The sequence below is a fragment of the Psychromonas sp. genome (assembly GCF_047632995.1).
GTDB lineage: Bacteria > Pseudomonadota > Gammaproteobacteria > Enterobacterales > Psychromonadaceae > Psychromonas.
The window spans coordinates 16,232-35,632 of record NZ_JBLIEK010000032.1 but is presented as its reverse complement, the minus strand read 5'-3'; the positions used below and the strand labels follow the sequence as shown (position 1 = coordinate 35,632).

The window sequence follows — 19,401 nt, the reverse complement described above, 5'->3', positions numbered from 1 at the left end:
CAATATATGCCGCCTACCATCCCATTAATGAAGTGTGCCTGTTTTTTAACAACCAACTATTTCGCGGTAACCGTACCACCAAACAATATGCAGACGGTTTTGATGCGTTTGTTTCACCCAATTATCCGGTCTTGTTAGAAGCTGGGATTGAGATCAAAGAGATCGCCGGACGAAAACAAAAATCGGTTAATACACGCTTGCGCGTAAGTGAAATAACCAGACAATCGATCGCTATTTTGCATCTTTTTCCCGGTTTAGATTGGCAAGTTTTAGATAATCTCTTAAAAAGTCCACTTAAAGCCTTGGTTTTGCTAACTTATGGCGTCGGCAATGCACAGCAGGATGAGCAACTGTTAGTGACATTGAAAAGTGCCAGTGAGCGGGGCGTTTTTATTGTTAACTGTACCCAGTGTTTAAAAGGGCGAGTTAATATGGAAGGCTATGCAACGGGCAATGCACTGCGTGAAGCTGGCGTTATTAGCGGCCTGGATATGACCACGGAAACGGTTATCGCCAAGCTCTATTATCTGCTCAGCCAAGATTTATCCAATAAGGTGGTGAGAGAGCTATTGGAAACGGATTTAAGAGGCGAGTTAGGTTAACAATGTGGGCACTTTTGAAAATGAAAGGCCCGTTTTACTTGCTGTTACTTACTTTGTTGTGAACGCCCCACCCGGTAGGCGTCGACAATCGACACTAACCAGATGATCATCAGCAGTTGTGACATTAAATCCGCGTTGAGTAATCCACTGTTGTCTGTTTGCTGCGTGACTGATTCTGTGATCGCAGAAATATCGGGTGCTATCTCACCATTTTGGATTTTCTCCACTATCTGCTGCGCATTTTCGAGTGTTTTAGAAAGCAGCTGATAGGTTGCAGCCAGCGCGCTTGTGACGAATAAAACAGCTGATATGTATTTTTTTAAGAATAGATGCCCGATGCCGGGAAATACAAAGGCTGATAGCAGCGCGGCTTTTATCGGTTTTTTCATCCAACTATCCTTTTATCTGTAAAAACAGAAGCGCAGCATAACATTTAAAAAGCTCCGTGATGGTTAACTTTTCAGGTGACAGGGGAAGCGCAGAGATAATTTTAATCCGCCCTGTTGACTATTTTCAGCTTCAATCTCCCCTTGCAGTCTTTGTGATACAAGGTTGTAAGCGAGATGCAGGCCTAACCCCACACTGCCTTGGTATCGATTTGAGGTATAAAAAGGTTCAAAGATCTGCGCGATAGGCTCGATATCCACGCCGTTACCGTTATCCATAAAGAAGAGTTCAACCGAGCCGTTTTTTTGCGTGCAGCCTAATTCTAACTTTGGTCCGCCGCTTATCTGTTTTTTAAATGCATGTTCTAATGCATTTCTAAATAATAGCGATAGCACCTTACTTAACGATTGCATATAAGTTCGCACAAAAACACTATCTCCGCTCACTTGAATCTCCAGTCCGGCGCATTCCTGCGAGTCTAGCCAGCCATTAACCAGCTGCTGTAGGAAACCTTTGAGTTCAAACTGAGCTGGTTTTTCACCTTCGTTCTCTTCGTTAATGGACAACTCTTTAAAAACAGTGACCAGATCGCTACAGCGGTTGATATTTCTGACGATCAGAACAGTTGAATCGGATAGGGACTGAAGCTGATTCATAATCTCGCTTTTTTTTAGCGATCTGCTGGCAACCATCTCGTGTAAGTCTTTATCTACCTCTTCAACCAGGGCGATTGCACTGATACAAACCCCCAATGGAGTGTTGAGTTCATGGGCAATACCGGCAACCAAGCCTCCCAAGGAGGCCATTTTTTCACTTTGAACTAATCGGCTTTGGGTTTCTGTTAACACGGCAAGGGTCGCGTTTAATTCAGCATTAGACTGACTTAATGCAATGGTGCGTTTTTTGACTTTTGACTCTAGCTGCGCCTGATCGGTGATCACCTTTTGTGATAACTGCTCAAGGACTGCAGATACTTGTAAAAACTCAGCAAAATGCAAACCGGAGACGCGATATTGATAGTCCCCTTGAGAGAATGCTTGTACCTGACTAATCAGCTTATCTATCTGTTGCCCCACTAGCCTAGCCATCAGTAATGAAATAAAGGAGACAAGCAGTAATATAGCGCCGATAACTAAACCCAAGCGCCATAGATCTTCAAATACAATGGCTTTAATGCTTTCGCTAGGTTCGCTAATACGTAAAATAAAGGTTTTATCAGCCAGTTTAATCTGCGTGTTCCAACTGAGAATGTTGGCATCATCTGCATTCTCTTTGATTAAACCAGTGCTATAAAGTTTTATATCCTGATCGAGTAGCACAAGCCCACCACTTCTTGAACGCCACTTTTCCAATAGATGACTAAAAGATTGGTAAGGCTCAAGTGTTACTAAGCTTCCCACTACCTTAAATTTGGTGCTGCCGTGTTGTGTTTTCTGAACTAAAGGCAAGACCATCACCATTACCCAGCCATTATTAATGGGCGCGGTGAGATCATTACCACTTAAAGCTGCAACCATAACCGGATCATTTACATTGAAAATTAATGGCTTAAGAATTTGCTCATATTCAACCTGCTGCAAAAAGGGCTGCACCCGACGGGTTATAGATTTCAGTTGCAACTGCTCTGCGCTTAGAGGGTATGTCTCAACCGGCCAATTGTCTTTATCTAAAATAAAGCTAGCGCTAGCTAAAGGGGATTGTACTGTAAATTTTTTCAGCTGCACATTCGCCTGATAACCAAAGATAGCAGAGGAAGGGGTAAGTTTTACATCAGGGAGTTGTGATAGTTGCTCAAAGGCGTTTAACTGTATACTCAATTCCCGCTCTAATAGCTCTGATTGTAACTCGCCGAGTTGGGTAAGACTGCTTAGTACCTGTGTACGAGATTGTTGGACTACCTTATCTAAGAGCAGATAACTAACCAGTCCCGTTGGCAGTAAAGCGACCAAAAAAATCACCAGCCAGAACAATCTATAGAGGCTGCTTGAGCTTAAGTGAGATAAAAACCACGTAAAACTATTATCTCCTTTATGCTTATTGACTGAGTTGTGATTTTTGATAATCCCGCTCCGTAAATTTTTGCATATACTCTGCTGCTTCTTTTGCGCTGGAAATACCCGCCATATATCGCTCAAATCCTTTTCTCATTCCTATCCAGGCATTAGCCATAATAGGATCCGGCTGCATAGGTACCGCCTGTGCCAACTGTTTCAGTAGCATCTTAATATTGCTATTGGCTGTAGCTTCCACTTGTTCAAACGAATGCTGGTTTGCAGGTAAAAAACGCTGTTTTTCAAAAAGGGTATCTTGAAAACGGCGACTTTGAAAAAATAGCGCCAAGGCTGCTAACGATTTTGCTTTTTTGCCTTGTAGTGAGTTACCTGGAAACAGCAAGCCTACGGTGGAAAAAAGAGGCCGAAATGGCTTGTCGCCAATGGCTGGGATCACCGTAATACCGAGATCCTTGCCAAGGTAATGCTCAAAATCAGCCAATGCCCAATCGCCATTAATCGCGTAAGCAAAAAGTTGCTCCTGAAAATCTTTTTGCGCACAATCGTAACCGCAAGTCGGCTTAATTAATCCGGAATCAGCTAACTCCTTATAAAAACTCAGCGCATCAATATAAGCTTGCGAATTAAGAGAAGGGGCACCATCGGTAAGGGGGGCGCCACCTAAGGTCGTCGCAAAACTGCTAAACCAGTACATTTCCGGATAGTTCCAGCCGATAGGCTCAATCCCTTGGGCGCGTAATTGAGGTGCTTGTGCTTTGAGCTCCCGCCAGTTTTTAGCCGGATTTTTAACATATTTTTTGTTATAGAAAAGCATAAGGTGATTGCCGCTGATCACTGGTGCGCCGTAATAATCCCCCTGATAGCGCATTGATCTGAGTGCTTCAGGCGTCAGATCCGGATTCAAGAGAGCTGGAGGCAATTTAGACAGTTTAATCATAGTAGCGAGAGAGACAAAATCAGAAGGGGCTAATACCACATCAGGCAGCGAATTATTAACCGCGCCTTTAATCAGAATCTGTTTTAAATCATTAACATTTACAAATACTAAATTAACTTTATAACCCGACTCCTGTTCAAATTGCTTTAACCCTTCTTTAAGTAGCGGTTCGGCGGTTTCTCTGTGATAGAGCATACTGATTATCCGGTCCTGATTGTCCAGATCATCGGCTTGTGCCGTAGTAGCTGTAAGCAGAGTAGATAGGATCAACATTTGCAATCCGATGAATTTATAAAGAAAATTTTTCATAACCATCCTTGGTTTATGCTCTCAGTTGAGCAGCCATTTCACCTGTTTGATGTTGCAGCTGCCAGCTTATAAAGCAATTCCTTCACTGTAATCGTCTAGCTAGCTTGCAAGAAAACGATGCAAATGTCTAACGCATTTTGTTCCTTAGCTGAGTGATTTTCCAAGATCGCAGTGTAGCGCTTATTTTTTATCAATTTGTGGCGGTTATTTAGAATAAACAGCTGGGCTATCAGAAGGATTGCTAATAAAAAACCCAGCATTTACGCTGGGTTTAAGGGAATGTGGTCTTTTAAAAGTGTTTATTCTTACACTTTATTTTTTTGTCTTTCCGGACTAAAAAGGAATATCGTCATCAAAATCCATTGATGGCTCATTGTATTGAGCGGGGGCTTGCTGCGGTTTCTGTTGTTGTTGCTGCTGTGGAGCTGGTTTCTGCGGCTGCTGTGGAGCAGGCGCTTGGCGTGGTGGCTGCTGATAAGCGGGTGCCATTTGTGGCGCGGCTTGCTGAGCAGGTGCTTGTGGTGCATTTCCCCAGCTCTGCTGTGCAGGTGCGTTTTGATTCTGCTGTGCAGGTGCATTTTGATTTTGCTGTGAAGCATTGGCTTGGTACTGGCCTTGCCCCTGCGCTGGGTTGCGTGAATCCATCATTTGGATCTCATCAACAACAACTTCAGTTGTGTAACGATCTTGACCGTCTTGGCCTTGCCATTTACGTGTTTGTAATTTACCTTCAACGTAAATTTTAGCCCCTTTTTTCAAGTACTCACCGCACATTTCGCCAAGGCGGTTAAAGACGCTTAAACGGTGCCATTCTGTTTTCTCTTTGCGCTCACCCGTTTGCTTATCTTTCCAGCTTTCCGTGGTTGCCAGTGTTAAATTTGCTACTGCATTGCCGTTTGGCATGTAACGCATTTCAGGATCTTTTCCTAGGTTACCAACTAATAGGACTTTGTTTACACTACGGTTAAACATGTTTTTGCTCCGCTTGATTCTTGATGTTAATGATTAACTAATACCAATCCACATAAACAACTTAATTAAGCGGAATGGTATAAAAGTAACTGTTAAGTATTTGCTAAAATTTCTTTCGCTTTTTCCAGGGCAAATATTTGCTTATTTATTTTGATATAAACTGTTTGCTCTTCGATAATTATGACGACTTCTAAGACGCCCTCAAGCGTCAGCAGCTTTTCTGTTAACAGGGCTGCGTGATTTTCATCTTGGATATCAGTTGTGTAGGTATGAGTACAGATTTTACTTGGATTATGCATGCCCCATGAAATAAACAACCATAGCAACATTACTCCAGCTAAACATAAAAACAACCCACTGCTACCGAGTAGTTTATAGGATAACCCACCTAAAATGCCACCACAAAATGCACCAAGAAATTGATATGTGCTATAGATCCCCATTGCGCTGCCTTTTGCACCGGCAGGTGCAAGCATTGAAATAAAGGCGGGCAGTGATGCTTCTAAAAAATTGAAGGCGGTAAAATAAAGCAGCACACAAATAAACATTAAGATCAGCGATTGGGAAGTCATCGCCATCGCCGCTAAACTGATTGCCATCAGTAAAATAGCAAAGAGGTAAAACTGCCGGTTCATATCTTTACGGGCAGCGATAATTAACATCGGGATAATTAAAAGAAATGAAATTAATAATGCCGGTAGATACAGGTGCCAGTGAATTGCTGCCGCTAACTGCATCTTTTGTAGCTGCAAAGGTAAGACTACAAACATGGCGGTGAGTGCCATATGTAAAATAAAGATACCTGCATTTAAACGCAGTAACTGCGGATCTTTTGCCAGTTTGCCAAGCAGAGCGGGAATCGCCACGGTTTCGCCGCGTGGTGCGCGACTGATTACATGCGGCACCATAAAATGAATAATTGCGATCCCCGTTAATGCGCCTGCAGCGGTAATCAAAAACAGTCCATGCAAGCCAATAATCGGTGCTAAAACGGGGCCGGCGACCATCGCAACGGCAAATGCGAGGCCTATGCTGATCCCTATCATCCCCATCGTTTTCGGACGTTGCTCTTCCCTGGTTACATCTGCCGCCAAGGCTAAAACAGCACTGGCAATAGCGCCCGCACCTTGCAGTGCCCGGCCTGCTGTGACGCCATAAACACTGTCCGAGTAAGCTGCCACTAGACTGCCGATAGCAAAAATAACGAGCCCGGCAAAGATGATTGGGCGACGTCCATATTTGTCAGATAACATACCGGCAGGGATTTGCAGTAGCGCTTGCGTTAAGCCGTATGCGCCAATGGCAAAACCGACCCAGATTGGTGAATAGCCGATTAGATGCTGCCCGTAAATGGCAAACACCGGCATGATCATAAACAGACCTAACATGCGCAGAGCAAAAACCAAAGAGAGAGAGATGGCAGTGCGTTTTTCAATGGGGTTTAGGGCATCAGATTGCATTACCTATCCATTTTAAGGAAATAATTTGGGCGCAAATAATAACATGTGCTGATTTGTTTGGGGCTTATTTTTTAGCGCAATCGTTGTTGATTTTTATTATACTGCGCAACTCTTATCGTTTTTGTTTTTGGAGTATTTTGTGCTGAGCTATCGCCACTCTTTTCATGCAGGTAATTTTGCGGATGTGTTAAAACACACGGTTGCCACGTCAATTTTCAATTACATGCTCAAAAAAGATAAACCACTCTGTTATCTCGATACCCATTCGGGATGCGGAGCGTATTCATTTCAATCTAATGAAGCACAAAAAACCAAGGAATTTAATAACGGCATCTTTCCGTTATGGGGACGTGAGGATCTACCCGTGCCCGTTGCCCGTTATATGGAACAGGTCGTTGAATTTAATGCGCAAACTAAATTAGCGCACTATCCGGGATCGCCAAGTATTGCGCTGCAGATGTTACGCGATATAGATCGTCTGTTTTTGTTTGAATTACACCCCAATGAATTCACCAATATGCGTGAGAATTTTTCTGGGAATCGGCAAATAAAAATGGCCAAGAGTGATGGTTTGCAAGGGCTGATTGCTAATATGCCGCCTAAAGAGCGTCGTGGTTTTATCTTAATCGATCCCTCTTATGAAATTAAAACAGAATACCAAGAGGTCGTTGATACCCTAATTCAAGCCCACAAACGTTTTGCAACCGGTACTTATGCGCTTTGGTATCCGGTTGTTAAACGCGCTGCTATCGATCAGATGGAAAGTGAATTAGTTAATTCAGGCATTAAAAACATCCAACTGTTTGAGCTTGGAATCCGTGCTGATTCAGCAGAACTAGGCATGACATCGAGCGGTATGATTGTTATTAATCCGCCTTGGACATTGCAGCAGGAGATGCAAGAGTCTCTGCCTTTTTTAGCAAAAACATTAGGCCAAGATGGACAAGGCTTTTATCGTATCAAAACATTAGTGAAAGAGTAGTATTATCAGCGATAAGGAAGCTTAGGCTTCCTATTTCTCTGCGTTCATTTTTTTAAAATGCAGTAAAAATTTAAGTTTTGAATAACGATCTTGTTTGGGTTTATCTTGGCTTAATGACGCGCCTGCTTTTTCCAGTTCGATAATGCCGGATCGGTTGAGTGTGATTTTGTAGCGCTGAAATTGCTGATCGTAGTTACCCTGATTAATCGCAACCACTAGATTTATTTGGTAACGCCGCTCAATTGATACGTACTGAATTTTCTCTTTGTTTGCGGCGGGATCATTTTGCGCATAAACCTTACCGCTACCACGCTCTAAAAAACGGGCAAATGGGCGCAGGCTAAATACTATCGTTTCTTCTATGGTCTCGTAACCCGCTTGAAATCCCTGCTTATTTACTTTTGTTTCAAGACGGTAGTGCAAAAACACGGCGCTTTGTTTATTTTGGGTATGGCGTTGTGCCAGCAGTTCTTGGCTTGGTATAGGCAGTTTTTTTGATTTTATATAATCTAACCAAACTTTTTGTTTGCCAATTTCATGCTGACTCATTGCATCTTTTAAGGTGCGTGCCCATTTAGGTTTGCCTTTTCTTATCCAGCGCCAGAGAATATTTTTAAAATCATCTTTAAATACTTCGCGCACACCATAAATAATGGACAGCACAAAAATCATCAGCCAGGTTATGCCACTTAATGCACCTTGGGTTTTAACAATCAACACGAGCACGACACTCATAATTAACGCGGTTGCCACCGCCGTAACAATTTTACGTGTGATATTGCCGAGCGCTTGAGTCTCACTTTTAAAAATAACGCCAAATTCAATTAAACGCCGTAACAAACGCATTTTATTGGCAATACGGTTCGGATCATTAAGCGTTGCGGCGGTGTTGTAGGCTTTTTCTGTACGATATCTGTTTTCATCTTCACAGATTTTAAGCAATGCCAAGCGGGTTTCGGAAAATTCTGAATTACGTGGTTTTTTTGCCAGCATATGCAGTATTGATTGTTCGGTATACCAGGACAGGTAGTTGTCGACGTTTTCAAAAATAGACTGTAATTTGGCATCTTTGGGGATATGACTGCGATGTTTTTTTAAAATGGTCAGACATTGGTCGGTGATATCAACCGCAGCATGATAAAAATCGCCTAAACCATCTTTATCATCAATATTTAAGGCTGCGTGGGTATCGGTGTCGAGAGCGACAATATACTGGTAAGCCAACTGGTTGAGGTTACTTTTGTATTCTTCGGGTGAGCGTCTCATGCGACTGGCAAATCGGGTATGCAAGAGCGGCAGGTGTAACCCTTCGGTAAAGTAGGCGCGCCGTCCTTTAATACCCTCGTTAAAATATTCATTTTCGGGCAGGGTATCTTTATTAATGCCCATCTCTTTAGGTAGCGAGAAGTACATATCAACTCTACGCTGCTCGCCTTTATTAATTTGATGGACAAATTTTATGGCCAGTTTTTCATGCCGTTTAAGTCTGAATTTGTGCAATTATTTTCCTCCGGATAAGCTCATCATTATATACCCAAAGTTGCTGTAAATGCACACTTAAAGAGGTGCGAAGTTAGCATTTTAGGGGGAATATACGCGTTGACCTATGATTTAAATTTTATTCAAATTAGGCATACATTTATCTTTTTATTGTTAATGTCTATTTTTTACAAGATGACAGGATGCAGCTTTCATTATTAATCGAGACGATTTATGACCACTTATAGTGCGATATATCCCTATTCCGTGAAACCTTTGATCTGCCTTGTAATGATCGCGGGTATCAGTGTTTAGGGCGACTTGTCAGTTTAATAAAGCGCAAACAAATAAGAGCGCACTCACTATGACTATCTGTTCTCCTTCTCTGGCAATTTTAAACTGCGCGATAGGGCTATAATAATAGATAGATGGTGAAAAGGGGCGGTTATGAAAAGAAAAATAGTGTTCGCTATTGCTGTAGCTGCAATGCTTTATGTTGGCTCTGCTTATGCGTTAGAGCTAGGTTTTTATCTGGCGCAAGGATTAGCTTAGCAAACTGATATTGATTGTGCGCAAGTGCCTGTTTGTCGGGACGTGGCAGTGCGAATAAATAACGGGTAGTGACCCCGTCATTTATCGCTTTGATAATCTTTATCTCCAATAGATAGGAAACTCCTTAGGCTATCTACCTCAGTTAACTCATTTCGCTCAGTTTGTAGATTAAATCCAATGCTTTCTTTGCAGTTAACTGATCGGGATCGATGCTTTGCAATAAGGTGATGGCGGGATGGGGTTCTGGCTCAGCAAAGCTTACTGCTGTTTGTACGGAGCCCTGAGGGTTAGAGTTGTGCATTGAACTTAACTCTAACTGTTGTAATTTACGTTTGGCATTGTTTACAACCTCTTTGGGTACGCCCGCCAATGAGGCGACCTGCAAGCCGTAACTTTTATTTGCCGCTCCCTCCTGAACCGCATGTAAAAATGCAATAGTGTCACCGTGCTCAACTGCATCTAAGTGAACATTTACTAACTCAGGGATACTCTCTGGCAAGGCTGTGAGCTCAAAGTAATGGGTTGCAAAGAGGGTGTATGCTTGAATTTTTTTCGCCAGTTGCTCGGCGCACGCCCAAGCCAGTGATAAGCCATCAAAGGTGCTCGTACCGCGACCTATTTCATCCATTAACACTAAGCTGTTGTTAGTGGCATTATGAAGAATATTAGCTGTTTCAGTCATCTCCACCATAAAGGTTGAACGGCCGCTGGCAAGATCATCCGATGCGCCGATACGGGTAAAGATCCGATCCACCGGACCAATTTTGGCACTTTGAGCGGGAATAAAACTGCCGATATGTGCCATTAACACCATTAACGCCACCTGGCGCATATAAGTGGATTTACCGCCCATATTCGGGCCAGTAATAATCAGCATTCGGCGCTGCTCATTCAGCTTGATCGGGTTGGCAATAAAAGGGGTTTTATTGACCTGTTCAACAACCGGATGGCGACCCTCTTCAATCTCGATGCCATTTTCAGCTTGCAGTGTTGGACGCACATAATTTAATGTTAATGCGCGTTCCGCTAAGTTATTTAAGACATCCAGCTCTGCTAACGCTTGTGCGGTGAATTGCAGTTTTTTCAAATGGGGCAGTAATAGATCGATTAACTGCTCGTAAAGTTTTTTCTCTAATGCAAGTGCCTTGCCTTGGCTTGCCAGCACTTTGTCCTCATGCTCTTTAAGCTCAGGAATAATATAACGTTCAGTATTTTTAAGTGTCTGACGGCGTAGATAATGGGCTGGTACTTGCTCAGATTGGTTGCGACTGGTTTCAATATAATAACCATGGACACGGTTATAGCCCACTTTTAACGTTGCTATGCCTGTTGCTTTGCGCTCTCGCAGTTCCAGTTGAGCCAGATAATCGGTTGCCCCTTTGGCAAGATTTCGCCATTTATCCAGTTCTTCATTATAGCCTTCGGCAATGACCCCTCCGTCGCGAATAATGACCGGGGGATTATCAATCACCGCTTTTTCTAATAACGCAAGAAGTTCGGGATAGGTGCCCATCTCTGCACTTAACTTACTGACCAATGTCGATGGCATCTCAGCAATCAGGTTGTGTAGTTCAGGCAGCAGCGAAAATGCGGTGCGTAAGCGGGTCAAATCTCTTGGTCTTGCTGAGCGTAGTGCTAAACGCGCAATCACACGCTCAACATCGCCAATCTGTTTTAATGGCTCAGCGAGGGGGGCGTGTAGATCCGAATCGATTAAGGTTTGGATCATAGTTTGACGGTAATTTAAGACATTGAAATTACGGATCGGCTGGTGGATCCAGCGTTTTAACAAACGGCTGCCCATCGGGGTGACCGTAAAATCTAACACTTGCGCTAAGGTATTATCAAATCCACCAGAGAGATTTTGAGTTAACTCTAAATTTTTGCGGGTGGCGGCATCTAAAATAACCGTGTCTATATTTCGTTCCAGCTGAATAGATTGCAGGTGGGGCAGACTGGTACGCTGCGTATCTTTAATATATTGCAGTAAAGCGCCGGCAGCGCACAGCGCAACTTCCGCTTGTTCAACGCCAAAACCTATCAGATCTTTGGTACCAAATTGCAGGTTTAATGTTTTTCTGCTGGTCGACAGATCAAATTCCCACTCGGGACGACGACGGATAGTGGGCAGATGGTCAATTAAATCGAGCTGTTCAAAGTTGTCGGGATAAAGAAGCTCTGCCGGGTTAAGGCGTTGCAGTTCTGCCTGCAGTGTCTCACTATGCTGAAATTGGTTGATCACAAAACGGCCACTACCGATATCTAATGAGGCAATACCATAGCTGTTTTGCTGCTGGTAAAGGGCACATAATAAATTATCCTGACGATCATCTAGCAAGGCTTCATCAGTAATAGTGCCCGGGGTAATAATACGCACTATTTTTCGGTCAACCGGCCCCTTTGAGGTGGCGGGATCACCAATTTGTTCACAAATTGCAATTGATTCCCCCAGCGCAATTAACTTTGCCAAATAACCCTCTACACTATGGTAAGGCACTCCTGCCATTGGAATGGCATTTCCTCCCGTTTTACCGCGTTGCGTTAGGGATATTCCAAGCAGCTGTGAAGCCTTGCGAGCATCATCGAAAAACAGTTCATAAAAATCACCCATACGGTAGAACAGTAGGGTGTCCGGGACTTCGCTTTTGATGGTCAGAAATTGTTGCATCATCGGCGTATGTGGTGTTAACTCTTGCGCAGTTGGTTTCATAACGAATACACTTAATCAAAATAAAAAGGTGGAGAAAATTTATGTTCACTGAAAAAACCGTTCAAGAATTAGCGCAAGTTCTAGGTGAAAAACTAACGCAAGCAGGGCTGGTTGTTGCGACCGCTGAGTCCTGTACGGGTGGAGGAGTAGCATACGCTATTACTGAAATTTCTGGAAGTTCGCAGTGGTTTGATCGAAGTTTTATCACCTATAGTAATGGTGCCAAAACTCAGATGCTCGGGATTGATGATGCCTTGATTCAGCAATTTGGCGCGGTTTCAGAGGAGGTCGTTGAATTGATGGCGCTGGCTGCCGTTAAAAATTCAGATGCAGATATTTCTGTGGCGATCAGTGGTATTGCGGGGCCAGAGGGCGGTACACTGGAAAAACCAGTTGGTACTGTGTGTATCTCTTGGTATAACGCGCATTCAGGTAGTAAAACGGCGAGTTATCTATTTGTTGGTGATCGCTCTGATGTGCGTACCCAAGCGATACGGCTTGCGCTATTTGGATTGATTGAAATTATTTGAAATTAACACAAAAAAAACTTGATACTGTATAGATCAACAGTATACTGTTGATCTATACAGGAAGTCACATATTTGGAGAGAACATGAGTCAGGATAAAAACAAAGATAAAGCATTGGCAGCAGCGCTTGGACAAATTGAAAAACAATTTGGTAAAGGTTCGATCATGCGTTTAGGTGATGATGCAGCATCGATGCAAATTGATTCTGTTTCAACTGGCTCATTAAGTTTGGATGTTGCGTTGGGTATAGGTGGTTTGCCTTACGGACGTGTTGTTGAAGTTTATGGTCCGGAGAGTTCGGGTAAAACAACGTTAACCTTACAGGTTATTGCTGAAGCGCAAAAACAAGGTAAAACCTGTGCATTTATCGATGCCGAGCATGCACTTGACCCGGCGTATGCTAAAAAACTAGGCGTGGATGTAGACAACCTACTTATCTCTCAGCCGGATACAGGTGAGCAAGCGTTAGAGATTTGTGACATGTTAGTACGCTCTGGTGCGGTTGGTGTTGTGATCATCGATTCGGTTGCCGCATTAACACCAAAAGCAGAAATTGAAGGTGATATGGGCGACTCACATATGGGCCTACAAGCACGCTTAATGTCGCAAGCATTACGTAAGTTAACCTCTAGCATCAAACAGACCAATACCATGGTTATTTTCATTAACCAAATTCGTATGAAGATAGGCGTTATGTTTGGCAATCCGGAAACAACGACTGGCGGTAATGCACTTAAATTTTATGCCTCTGTTCGTTTAGATATCCGCCGTATTGGTGCAATTAAAAACGGTGATGAGATTGTTGGTAATGAGACGCGTGTTAAAGTGGTTAAAAACAAAGTTGCTCCTCCTTTCAAACAAGCCGAATTCCAAATTCTTTATGGCGAAGGGATTAACCACTTTGGTGAGTTAATTGATCTTGGTGTAAAACAAGATTTTGTTGAAAAAGCGGGCTCATGGTATTCATATAATGGCGTGAAAATTGGTCAAGGCAAGAGCAATGCAGGTACTTACTTACGTGAAAATCCTAATGTAGCGGAAGAGTTAGAAGCGAAAATTCGTGAATCTTTATCACCTAAAGTTGAGGACGTAACTGACGCTGTAAAAAAGACGGCAACAGAAATAAATATTCCTGAGTAAGTGTCACAAGTTCATTAATTATAAAGGCGTGAATAGCACGCCTTTAACTTTTCTAAAAACTGCAGCAGTTGTTATTTTTTATCTACTACTTCATCAATACATCAAATTTTCAATCCCCGCGACACTGAAATCTCGATTAACCGCCATTTAAACGGCATGGTGAATACCTTTGCTATTGTCAAAATCTTAATAAAATTAAGCTAAAGCTCCTCAGATACCCACTTTCCCCCCATCTTGCACCGTGCTATATTATCGCGAACTAATTTTAAACCTCTTTGCTCTTTTATTCGGCAGTTTTAAAAGAGCAAAATAGATCCTTTTATCTGGAATAATTTATGATCCAATCGACTTCTGAAATTCGTCAAAGATTTCTTGATTTTTTTGCCGACAAAGGCCATCAAATTGTAGGCAGTAGCTCACTCGTCCCGGATAACGATCCGACCCTGCTTTTTACCAATGCAGGTATGAATCAATTTAAAGATACATTTCTTGGCAGCGACAAAAGAGCTTATACACGAGCAACGTCGAGCCAACGTTGTGTACGCGCAGGTGGTAAACATAATGACCTTGATAATGTAGGTTATACCGCCCGCCATCATACTTTCTTTGAAATGCTAGGTAACTTTAGTTTTGGGGATTATTTCAAGCGCGAGGCAATCGGATTCGCATGGGAATATTTAACGGTTGAATTAAAGTTACCCGTGGATAAATTATGGGTGACGGTTTTTGACCAGGATAGTGAAGCTGAAAGAATTTGGATTGATGAAATTGGCGTAGATCCTGCCCGTTTATCCCGTATTGGCGTAAAAGATAACTTTTGGTCAATGGGAGATACCGGTCCATGTGGTCCATGTACTGAAATATTTTATGATCATGGTGAACATATCTGGGGCGGTCCTCCGGGGACACCTGAAGAGGATGGTGACCGCTATATTGAAATCTGGAATGTGGTCTTCATGCAATACAACCGTCATGCTGATGGCACCATGGAAGATTTACCAAAACCTTCTGTTGACACAGGGATGGGGCTTGAACGAATTTCTGCAATTATACAAAATGGTCACTCAAATTACGATATTGATCTTTTCCAAGGCTTAATCAAAAAAGTTGCTGAGGTAACTGGCTGTACGGATCTGCAAGATAAATCGTTACGTGTTGTTGCCGACCATATCCGTTCATGCGGTTTCTTGATTACCGATGGCGTGATGCCTTCTAATGAAGGTCGCGGCTATGTATTGCGCCGTATTATTCGTCGTGCGGTACGCCATGGTAATAAACTGGGTGCTAAGGATGTTTTCTTTTTCAAAATATATGAAGAGCTAATTAATCAGATGGGCAGCTTTTACCCTGAGCTAGCAAAACAGCGTTCATTTGTGGAAAAAATATTACGCCTGGAAGAAGAGCAATTTGCGAAAACGCTGGATCGCGGGTTACAGATTTTAGACGGTGAATTAGATAACCTTAAAGGCGAGGTTATCCCGGGGGATATTGTTTTTAAACTCTATGATACATACGGATTCCCCGCTGATTTGACCGCTGATATAGCCCGTGAGCGCTCCTTAATAATCGACCAAGAGGGATTTGATAAAGCGATGGCTGAACAACGCAGCCGTGCGCAACAAGCCAATAAGTTCGGCACTGATTACAATAACACCCTTATTATCGATCAAAAAACTGAATTTATCGGTTACGAAACGCTTGAAGGTTCGGCAACAGTTACCCATCTAGTGGTTGACGGGGCGTTTGTCGATACATTAAACGAAGGCGATAACGGACAAGTTATTCTGTCGCAATCCCCATTTTACGCTGAAGCTGGCGGTCAATCTGGTGATGCCGGTGAGTTAATTCTCAATAATGGCGTATTTGTTGTCACCGATACAAAAAAATCAGGCGATGCCTTTTTACATATAGGTTATGTAAGTATGGGCTCGCTGAGAGTTAATGAAAAAGTACACGGCAAAGTGGATGCTGCGCGCCGCAAATCTATTGCGCTGCACCATTCGGCAACGCATCTTTTACACGCGGCATTACGCCAGACTCTCGGTGACCATGTCACACAGAAAGGTTCGTTAGTTGATGCAGATAAATTACGTTTTGACTTTTCTCACTTTGAACCGCTGTCAGCAGATGATTTACGTAACGTCACTTTCCTTGTCAATGAGGCTATCCGTAATAACTTTGAAATCGTGACTAAACTGATGGATATTGATGAAGCGACCTCTTCAGGTGCAATGGCGTTATTTGGTGAAAAATACGATGAAATGGTGCGTGTTGTGCAGATGGGCGACTTTTCAACAGAACTTTGTGGTGGAACTCATGCTAAGCGTACGGGTGATATGGGGCTCTTTTTAGCGCGCTCTGAATCAGGTATAGCGGCAGGTGTTCGTCGTATCGAAGCCTCCGTCGGTTTAGTGGCAGGTGAAACCATCGATTCTGTTTTAAGAGAAGTTGAAAAAGTTTGTAGCTTAGTCAAGGGCGATAGCTTTTCTTTGGCTGAGAAAGTCACCAATATGCTGGATCGCAGTAAGTCGTTAGAAAAAGAGGTGGCCCAGTTAAAAGCTAAAATAGCCACTGCTGCAGGTTCAAATTTAATCAGCAATGCGATTGAAATTAATGGTGTAAAAGTTGTGATCGCCAATATGGAAGGGGTAGATCCTAAGACATTGCGTGATAGCGTTGATCAAATGAAAAATAAACTGCAATCAGGGATTGTTGTATTAGCAACGGCGGTTTCTGATGATAAAGTTAGCTTGATTGCGGGTGTTACTAAAGATTTAACTAAAAAAGTACGTGCAGGTGATTTAGTTAATTTGGTGGCCGTACCTGTAGGTGGTAAAGGCGGTGGCCGCCCTGATATGGCGATGGCAGGTGGTAATAACCCTGCTGCGCTTGCGGGCGCGCTGGCACTTGTTGAACCTTGGTTAGCTGAACGGTTATGATACAACGGCTCGTATTTTACGAGCCATAAGTGAGATACGGAAATGGCATTAATAGTTCAAAAATATGGTGGTACCTCGGTCGGTAATGTGGAAAGGATCAAGGCTGTTGCTGATAAAGTAAAAGCAACACATGATGCTGGAAATGATGTTGTCGTTGTACTGTCGGCGATGTCCGGTGAAACCAACCGCATGATAGCGCTTGCTAAAGAGCTACATCACACTCCAAGCCCAAGGGAGATGGATGTTTTATTAACAACAGGCGAGCAAACTACGATTGCCCTGTTATCAATGGCATTACATAACTTAGGTGTTGATGCGGTATCCATGACTGGCGATCAAATACGTATGAAAACGGATAGCAGTCATAGCAAAGCACGTATTTTAGATGTTGAAACTGAAAATATTACCAAGCAGCTAAAACAAGGTCGCGTTGTCGTCGTTGCTGGCTTTCAGGGACGCTGTGAAAATAATAATATTACGACGCTTGGACGGGGTGGCTCAGACACCTCTGCGGTCGCAATTGCGGCTGCATTAAAAGCAGATGAATGTCAGATTTATACTGATGTCGACGGTGTTTACACCACAGATCCTCGTGTAGAGCCCAATGCGCGTCGTTTAAAAAGCATCACTTTTGAAGAGATGCTAGAAATGGCAAGTTTGGGAACCAAAGTTTTACAAATTCGCTCAGTAGAATTTGCAGGTAAATACAATGTGCCACTGCGTGTTTTATCAAGTTTTAAAGAGGGTGGCGGCACATTAATTAGCTATGAGGAAAATAAAATGGAATCTCCTATAATCTCCGGTATTGCGTTTAATCGTGATGAAGCGCGTCTTACTTTGTCTGGTGTGCCAGATCAGCCGACAATAGCAGCTCAAATTCTTTCACCAATCGGTGACGCGAATATTGATATTGACATGATTGTACAAAATACCATCGGTAATGGGAAAACAGATTTCACTTTTACCGTGCATCGTGATGATTATGAAAGAGTAAAGGAACTTTTAGAGGCTGTCTGTGTCTCACTGAAGGCTGATACGGTTCAAGGTAATAAAGAGATAGCAAAGGTTTCAATTATTGGTGTCGGCATGTGGAATCACCCTGGTGTTGCAAAGACGATGTTTGAAACATTAGGGTATGAAGGTATTAATATTCATCAGATAGCAACGTCAGAGATAAAAATATCTGTGTTGGTTGATGATAAATACCTTGAATTGGCAGTTCGTTCGCTGCATAAGGCATTTGATCTAGCTACAGAGCCAAAAGAAGAAAAATAAATTTTGCGACATTGTACTGTAAAAAATATATGAATTTTACTTTGCATTAGTACATAATCAAACGAATAGATAAAATAATACAACAGGAGCAGGATATGCTGATATTAACTCGTAGAGTGGGTGAAACTCTGATGATTGGCGATAACGTAACTGTTACCGTTTTGGGTGTAAAAGGTAATCAGGTACGAGTGGGTGTAAATGCCCCTAAAGAAGTATCGGTTCACCGTGAAGAGATCTATATGCGTATTCAAGCTGAAAAAAATGCTGACAGTAATAACGAGTAACTGATTCTTTGAGTAAAAAATAAGGAGCCTGAGGCTCCTTTTTTTTGCTCTCGATTTAGATCATAGCGCCTCTAGCGGCCATTAATATAAGGGTTGATAGAGTTAAATTAGCTTATTTGTGTGTTTAATAATCAAATAGAAAGAACTCACCAGAAAAAGTTTGACTTGTGTCTGTAAGGAAGTAACATGTCGGCCAACAAGACAACGGTGGGGTGGCCGAGTGGCCGAAGGCGCTCCCCTGCTAAGGGAGTATGGGGTTTGTAGCCCCATCGAGGGTTCGAATCCCTCCTCCACCGCCATTCTTGTAGATTCTTAAAGCGGGTGTAGCTCAGCTGGATAGAGTACCTGGCTACGAACCAGGTGGTCAGGGGTTCGAATCCCTTCACCCGCACCATCTTTCTATTAGCATGAAAGGGTGTGATATAAGAATCGAAATTAAAAACGAAAAGAATATCTGCGGGTGTAGCTCAGCTGGATAGAGTACCTGGCTACGAACCAGGTGGTCAGGGGTTCGAATCCCTTCACCCGCACCATTCTTGAAAACTTACTTAGTAAGTTTTTTGTTTTTAAGGGCCAAGTAATATTAAATTCCACTAATATTATGCACCATGCGGGTGTAGCTCAGCTGGATAGAGTACCTGGCTACGAACCAGGTGGTCAGGGGTTCGAATCCCTTCACCCGCACCACTTTTTGCGATTTTAAGAAGATATACTCCCTGTTATAATTTACTTGGTTTTACCTCTGACCAGTCTCTGTTTTTTAATGCGCATAGTGTAATATCTTGATTGATTTACGCAGCTGCTCTTTCTTTTTTTCTGCTATTTGTATAAT

Annotated in this window: 14 protein-coding genes and 4 tRNA genes; 11 read left to right on the top strand and 7 right to left on the bottom strand. The window is 42.8% G+C overall.

All coding sequences use genetic code 11. From position 1 onward, the window contains the following. Positions 1-602 (top strand): asparaginase domain-containing protein (locus ACJAT7_RS07885; protein WP_415226250.1); only part of this gene is annotated, 602 nt, incomplete at its 5' end. Between the two features lie 44 nt (positions 603-646). Here ACJAT7_RS07885 and ACJAT7_RS07880 read toward each other — a convergent pair. The 5 genes from ACJAT7_RS07880 to ACJAT7_RS07860 all read right to left on the bottom strand — a co-directional run bounded on the left by ACJAT7_RS07880 (position 647) and on the right by ACJAT7_RS07860 (position 6,679). Next, a complete protein-coding gene (locus ACJAT7_RS07880) occupies positions 647-991 on the bottom strand; it encodes a DUF6677 family protein (RefSeq protein WP_415226249.1) in 345 nt (114 codons plus the stop codon). A 63-nt stretch (positions 992-1,054) separates the two neighbouring features. After that, positions 1,055-2,938 (bottom strand): sensor histidine kinase, encoded by a 1,884-nt coding sequence (locus ACJAT7_RS07875; protein ID WP_415226248.1) that lies wholly within the window; start codon positions 2,936-2,938, stop codon positions 1,055-1,057. A gap of 85 nt (positions 2,939-3,023) precedes the next feature. Next, on the bottom strand, positions 3,024-4,247 hold the full coding sequence (locus ACJAT7_RS07870) for a sugar ABC transporter substrate-binding protein (protein ID WP_415226247.1): 1,224 nt from the start codon (positions 4,245-4,247) through the stop codon (positions 3,024-3,026). A gap of 333 nt (positions 4,248-4,580) precedes the next feature. Beyond that, a complete protein-coding gene (gene ssb, locus ACJAT7_RS07865) occupies positions 4,581-5,219 on the bottom strand; it encodes a single-stranded DNA-binding protein (RefSeq protein ID WP_415226246.1) in 639 nt (212 codons plus the stop codon). A gap of 92 nt (positions 5,220-5,311) precedes the next feature. Continuing rightward, entirely contained in the window at positions 5,312-6,679 is a 1,368-nt protein-coding gene (locus tag ACJAT7_RS07860) for an MFS transporter (protein ID WP_415226245.1), read from the bottom strand. 139 nt (positions 6,680-6,818) lie between these two features. Here ACJAT7_RS07860 and ACJAT7_RS07855 point away from each other — a divergent pair, with 139 nt between their 5' ends. Next, positions 6,819-7,661 carry a 23S rRNA (adenine(2030)-N(6))-methyltransferase RlmJ gene (locus ACJAT7_RS07855; protein WP_415226244.1) on the top strand — a complete coding sequence of 281 codons (843 nt, stop codon included), beginning with the start codon at positions 6,819-6,821 and terminating at the stop codon, positions 7,659-7,661. Between the two features lie 30 nt (positions 7,662-7,691). Here the strand turns inward: ACJAT7_RS07855 and ACJAT7_RS07850 are convergent, their stop codons facing one another. Next, the gene (locus tag ACJAT7_RS07850; protein ID WP_415226243.1) at positions 7,692-9,161 is read right to left on the bottom strand and encodes a hypothetical protein; all 1,470 of its coding nucleotides are present in this window, start codon (positions 9,159-9,161) and stop codon (positions 7,692-7,694) included. A gap of 673 nt (positions 9,162-9,834) precedes the next feature. Further along, positions 9,835-12,402: a DNA mismatch repair protein MutS gene (gene mutS, locus ACJAT7_RS07845; protein WP_415226242.1), complete on the bottom strand. Its 2,568-nt coding sequence runs from the start codon at positions 12,400-12,402 to the stop codon at positions 9,835-9,837. 41 nt (positions 12,403-12,443) lie between these two features. Here mutS and ACJAT7_RS07840 point away from each other — a divergent pair, with 41 nt between their 5' ends. The 9 genes from ACJAT7_RS07840 (at position 12,444) to ACJAT7_RS07800 (ending at position 19,256) form a co-directional block, all read left to right on the top strand. Then, complete coding sequence (locus tag ACJAT7_RS07840) at positions 12,444-12,932, top strand: CinA family protein (RefSeq protein WP_415226241.1); 489 nt, start codon at positions 12,444-12,446, stop codon at positions 12,930-12,932. An 83-nt stretch (positions 12,933-13,015) separates the two neighbouring features. Further along, positions 13,016-14,071: a recombinase RecA gene (gene recA / locus ACJAT7_RS07835; protein ID WP_415226240.1), complete on the top strand. Its 1,056-nt coding sequence runs from the start codon at positions 13,016-13,018 to the stop codon at positions 14,069-14,071. Between the two features lie 335 nt (positions 14,072-14,406). After that, complete coding sequence (gene alaS, locus ACJAT7_RS07830; protein ID WP_415226239.1) at positions 14,407-17,010, top strand: alanine--tRNA ligase; 2,604 nt, start codon at positions 14,407-14,409, stop codon at positions 17,008-17,010. Positions 17,011-17,052: 42 nt separating this feature from the next. Then, positions 17,053-18,285 carry an aspartate kinase gene (locus ACJAT7_RS07825; RefSeq protein WP_415226238.1) on the top strand — a complete coding sequence of 411 codons (1,233 nt, stop codon included), beginning with the start codon at positions 17,053-17,055 and terminating at the stop codon, positions 18,283-18,285. Between the two features lie 95 nt (positions 18,286-18,380). Further along, positions 18,381-18,569 carry a carbon storage regulator CsrA gene (csrA, locus tag ACJAT7_RS07820; RefSeq protein ID WP_415226237.1) on the top strand — a complete coding sequence of 63 codons (189 nt, stop codon included), beginning with the start codon at positions 18,381-18,383 and terminating at the stop codon, positions 18,567-18,569. Positions 18,570-18,775: 206 nt separating this feature from the next. After that, positions 18,776-18,868 (top strand) — tRNA-Ser (locus tag ACJAT7_RS07815). Between the two features lie 18 nt (positions 18,869-18,886). Continuing rightward, positions 18,887-18,963 (top strand) — tRNA-Arg (locus tag ACJAT7_RS07810). Positions 18,964-19,025: 62 nt separating this feature from the next. After that, positions 19,026-19,102 (top strand) — tRNA-Arg (locus ACJAT7_RS07805). Between the two features lie 77 nt (positions 19,103-19,179). Continuing rightward, positions 19,180-19,256 (top strand) — tRNA-Arg (locus ACJAT7_RS07800). Positions 19,257-19,401 lie beyond the last annotated feature (145 nt).

What these genes read in the sequence shown, in the direction of transcription:
- ACJAT7_RS07880 (WP_415226249.1), bottom strand. Translation starts at nt 991, where the DNA reads ATGAAAAAACCGATAAAAGCCGCGCTGCTATCAGCCTTTGTATTTCCC.
- ACJAT7_RS07870 (WP_415226247.1), bottom strand. Translation starts at nt 4,247, where the DNA reads ATGAAAAATTTTCTTTATAAATTCATCGGATTGCAAATGTTGATCCTA.
- ssb (WP_415226246.1), bottom strand. Translation starts at nt 5,219, where the DNA reads ATGTTTAACCGTAGTGTAAACAAAGTCCTATTAGTTGGTAACCTAGGA.
- ACJAT7_RS07860 (WP_415226245.1), bottom strand. Translation starts at nt 6,679, where the DNA reads ATGCAATCTGATGCCCTAAACCCCATTGAAAAACGCACTGCCATCTCT.
- mutS (WP_415226242.1), bottom strand. Translation starts at nt 12,402, where the DNA reads ATGAAACCAACTGCGCAAGAGTTAACACCACATACGCCGATGATGCAA.
- ACJAT7_RS07840 (WP_415226241.1), top strand. Translation starts at nt 12,444, where the DNA reads ATGTTCACTGAAAAAACCGTTCAAGAATTAGCGCAAGTTCTAGGTGAA.
- recA (WP_415226240.1), top strand. Translation starts at nt 13,016, where the DNA reads ATGAGTCAGGATAAAAACAAAGATAAAGCATTGGCAGCAGCGCTTGGA.
- alaS (WP_415226239.1), top strand. Translation starts at nt 14,407, where the DNA reads ATGATCCAATCGACTTCTGAAATTCGTCAAAGATTTCTTGATTTTTTT.
- ACJAT7_RS07825 (WP_415226238.1), top strand. Translation starts at nt 17,053, where the DNA reads ATGGCATTAATAGTTCAAAAATATGGTGGTACCTCGGTCGGTAATGTG.
- csrA (WP_415226237.1), top strand. Translation starts at nt 18,381, where the DNA reads ATGCTGATATTAACTCGTAGAGTGGGTGAAACTCTGATGATTGGCGAT.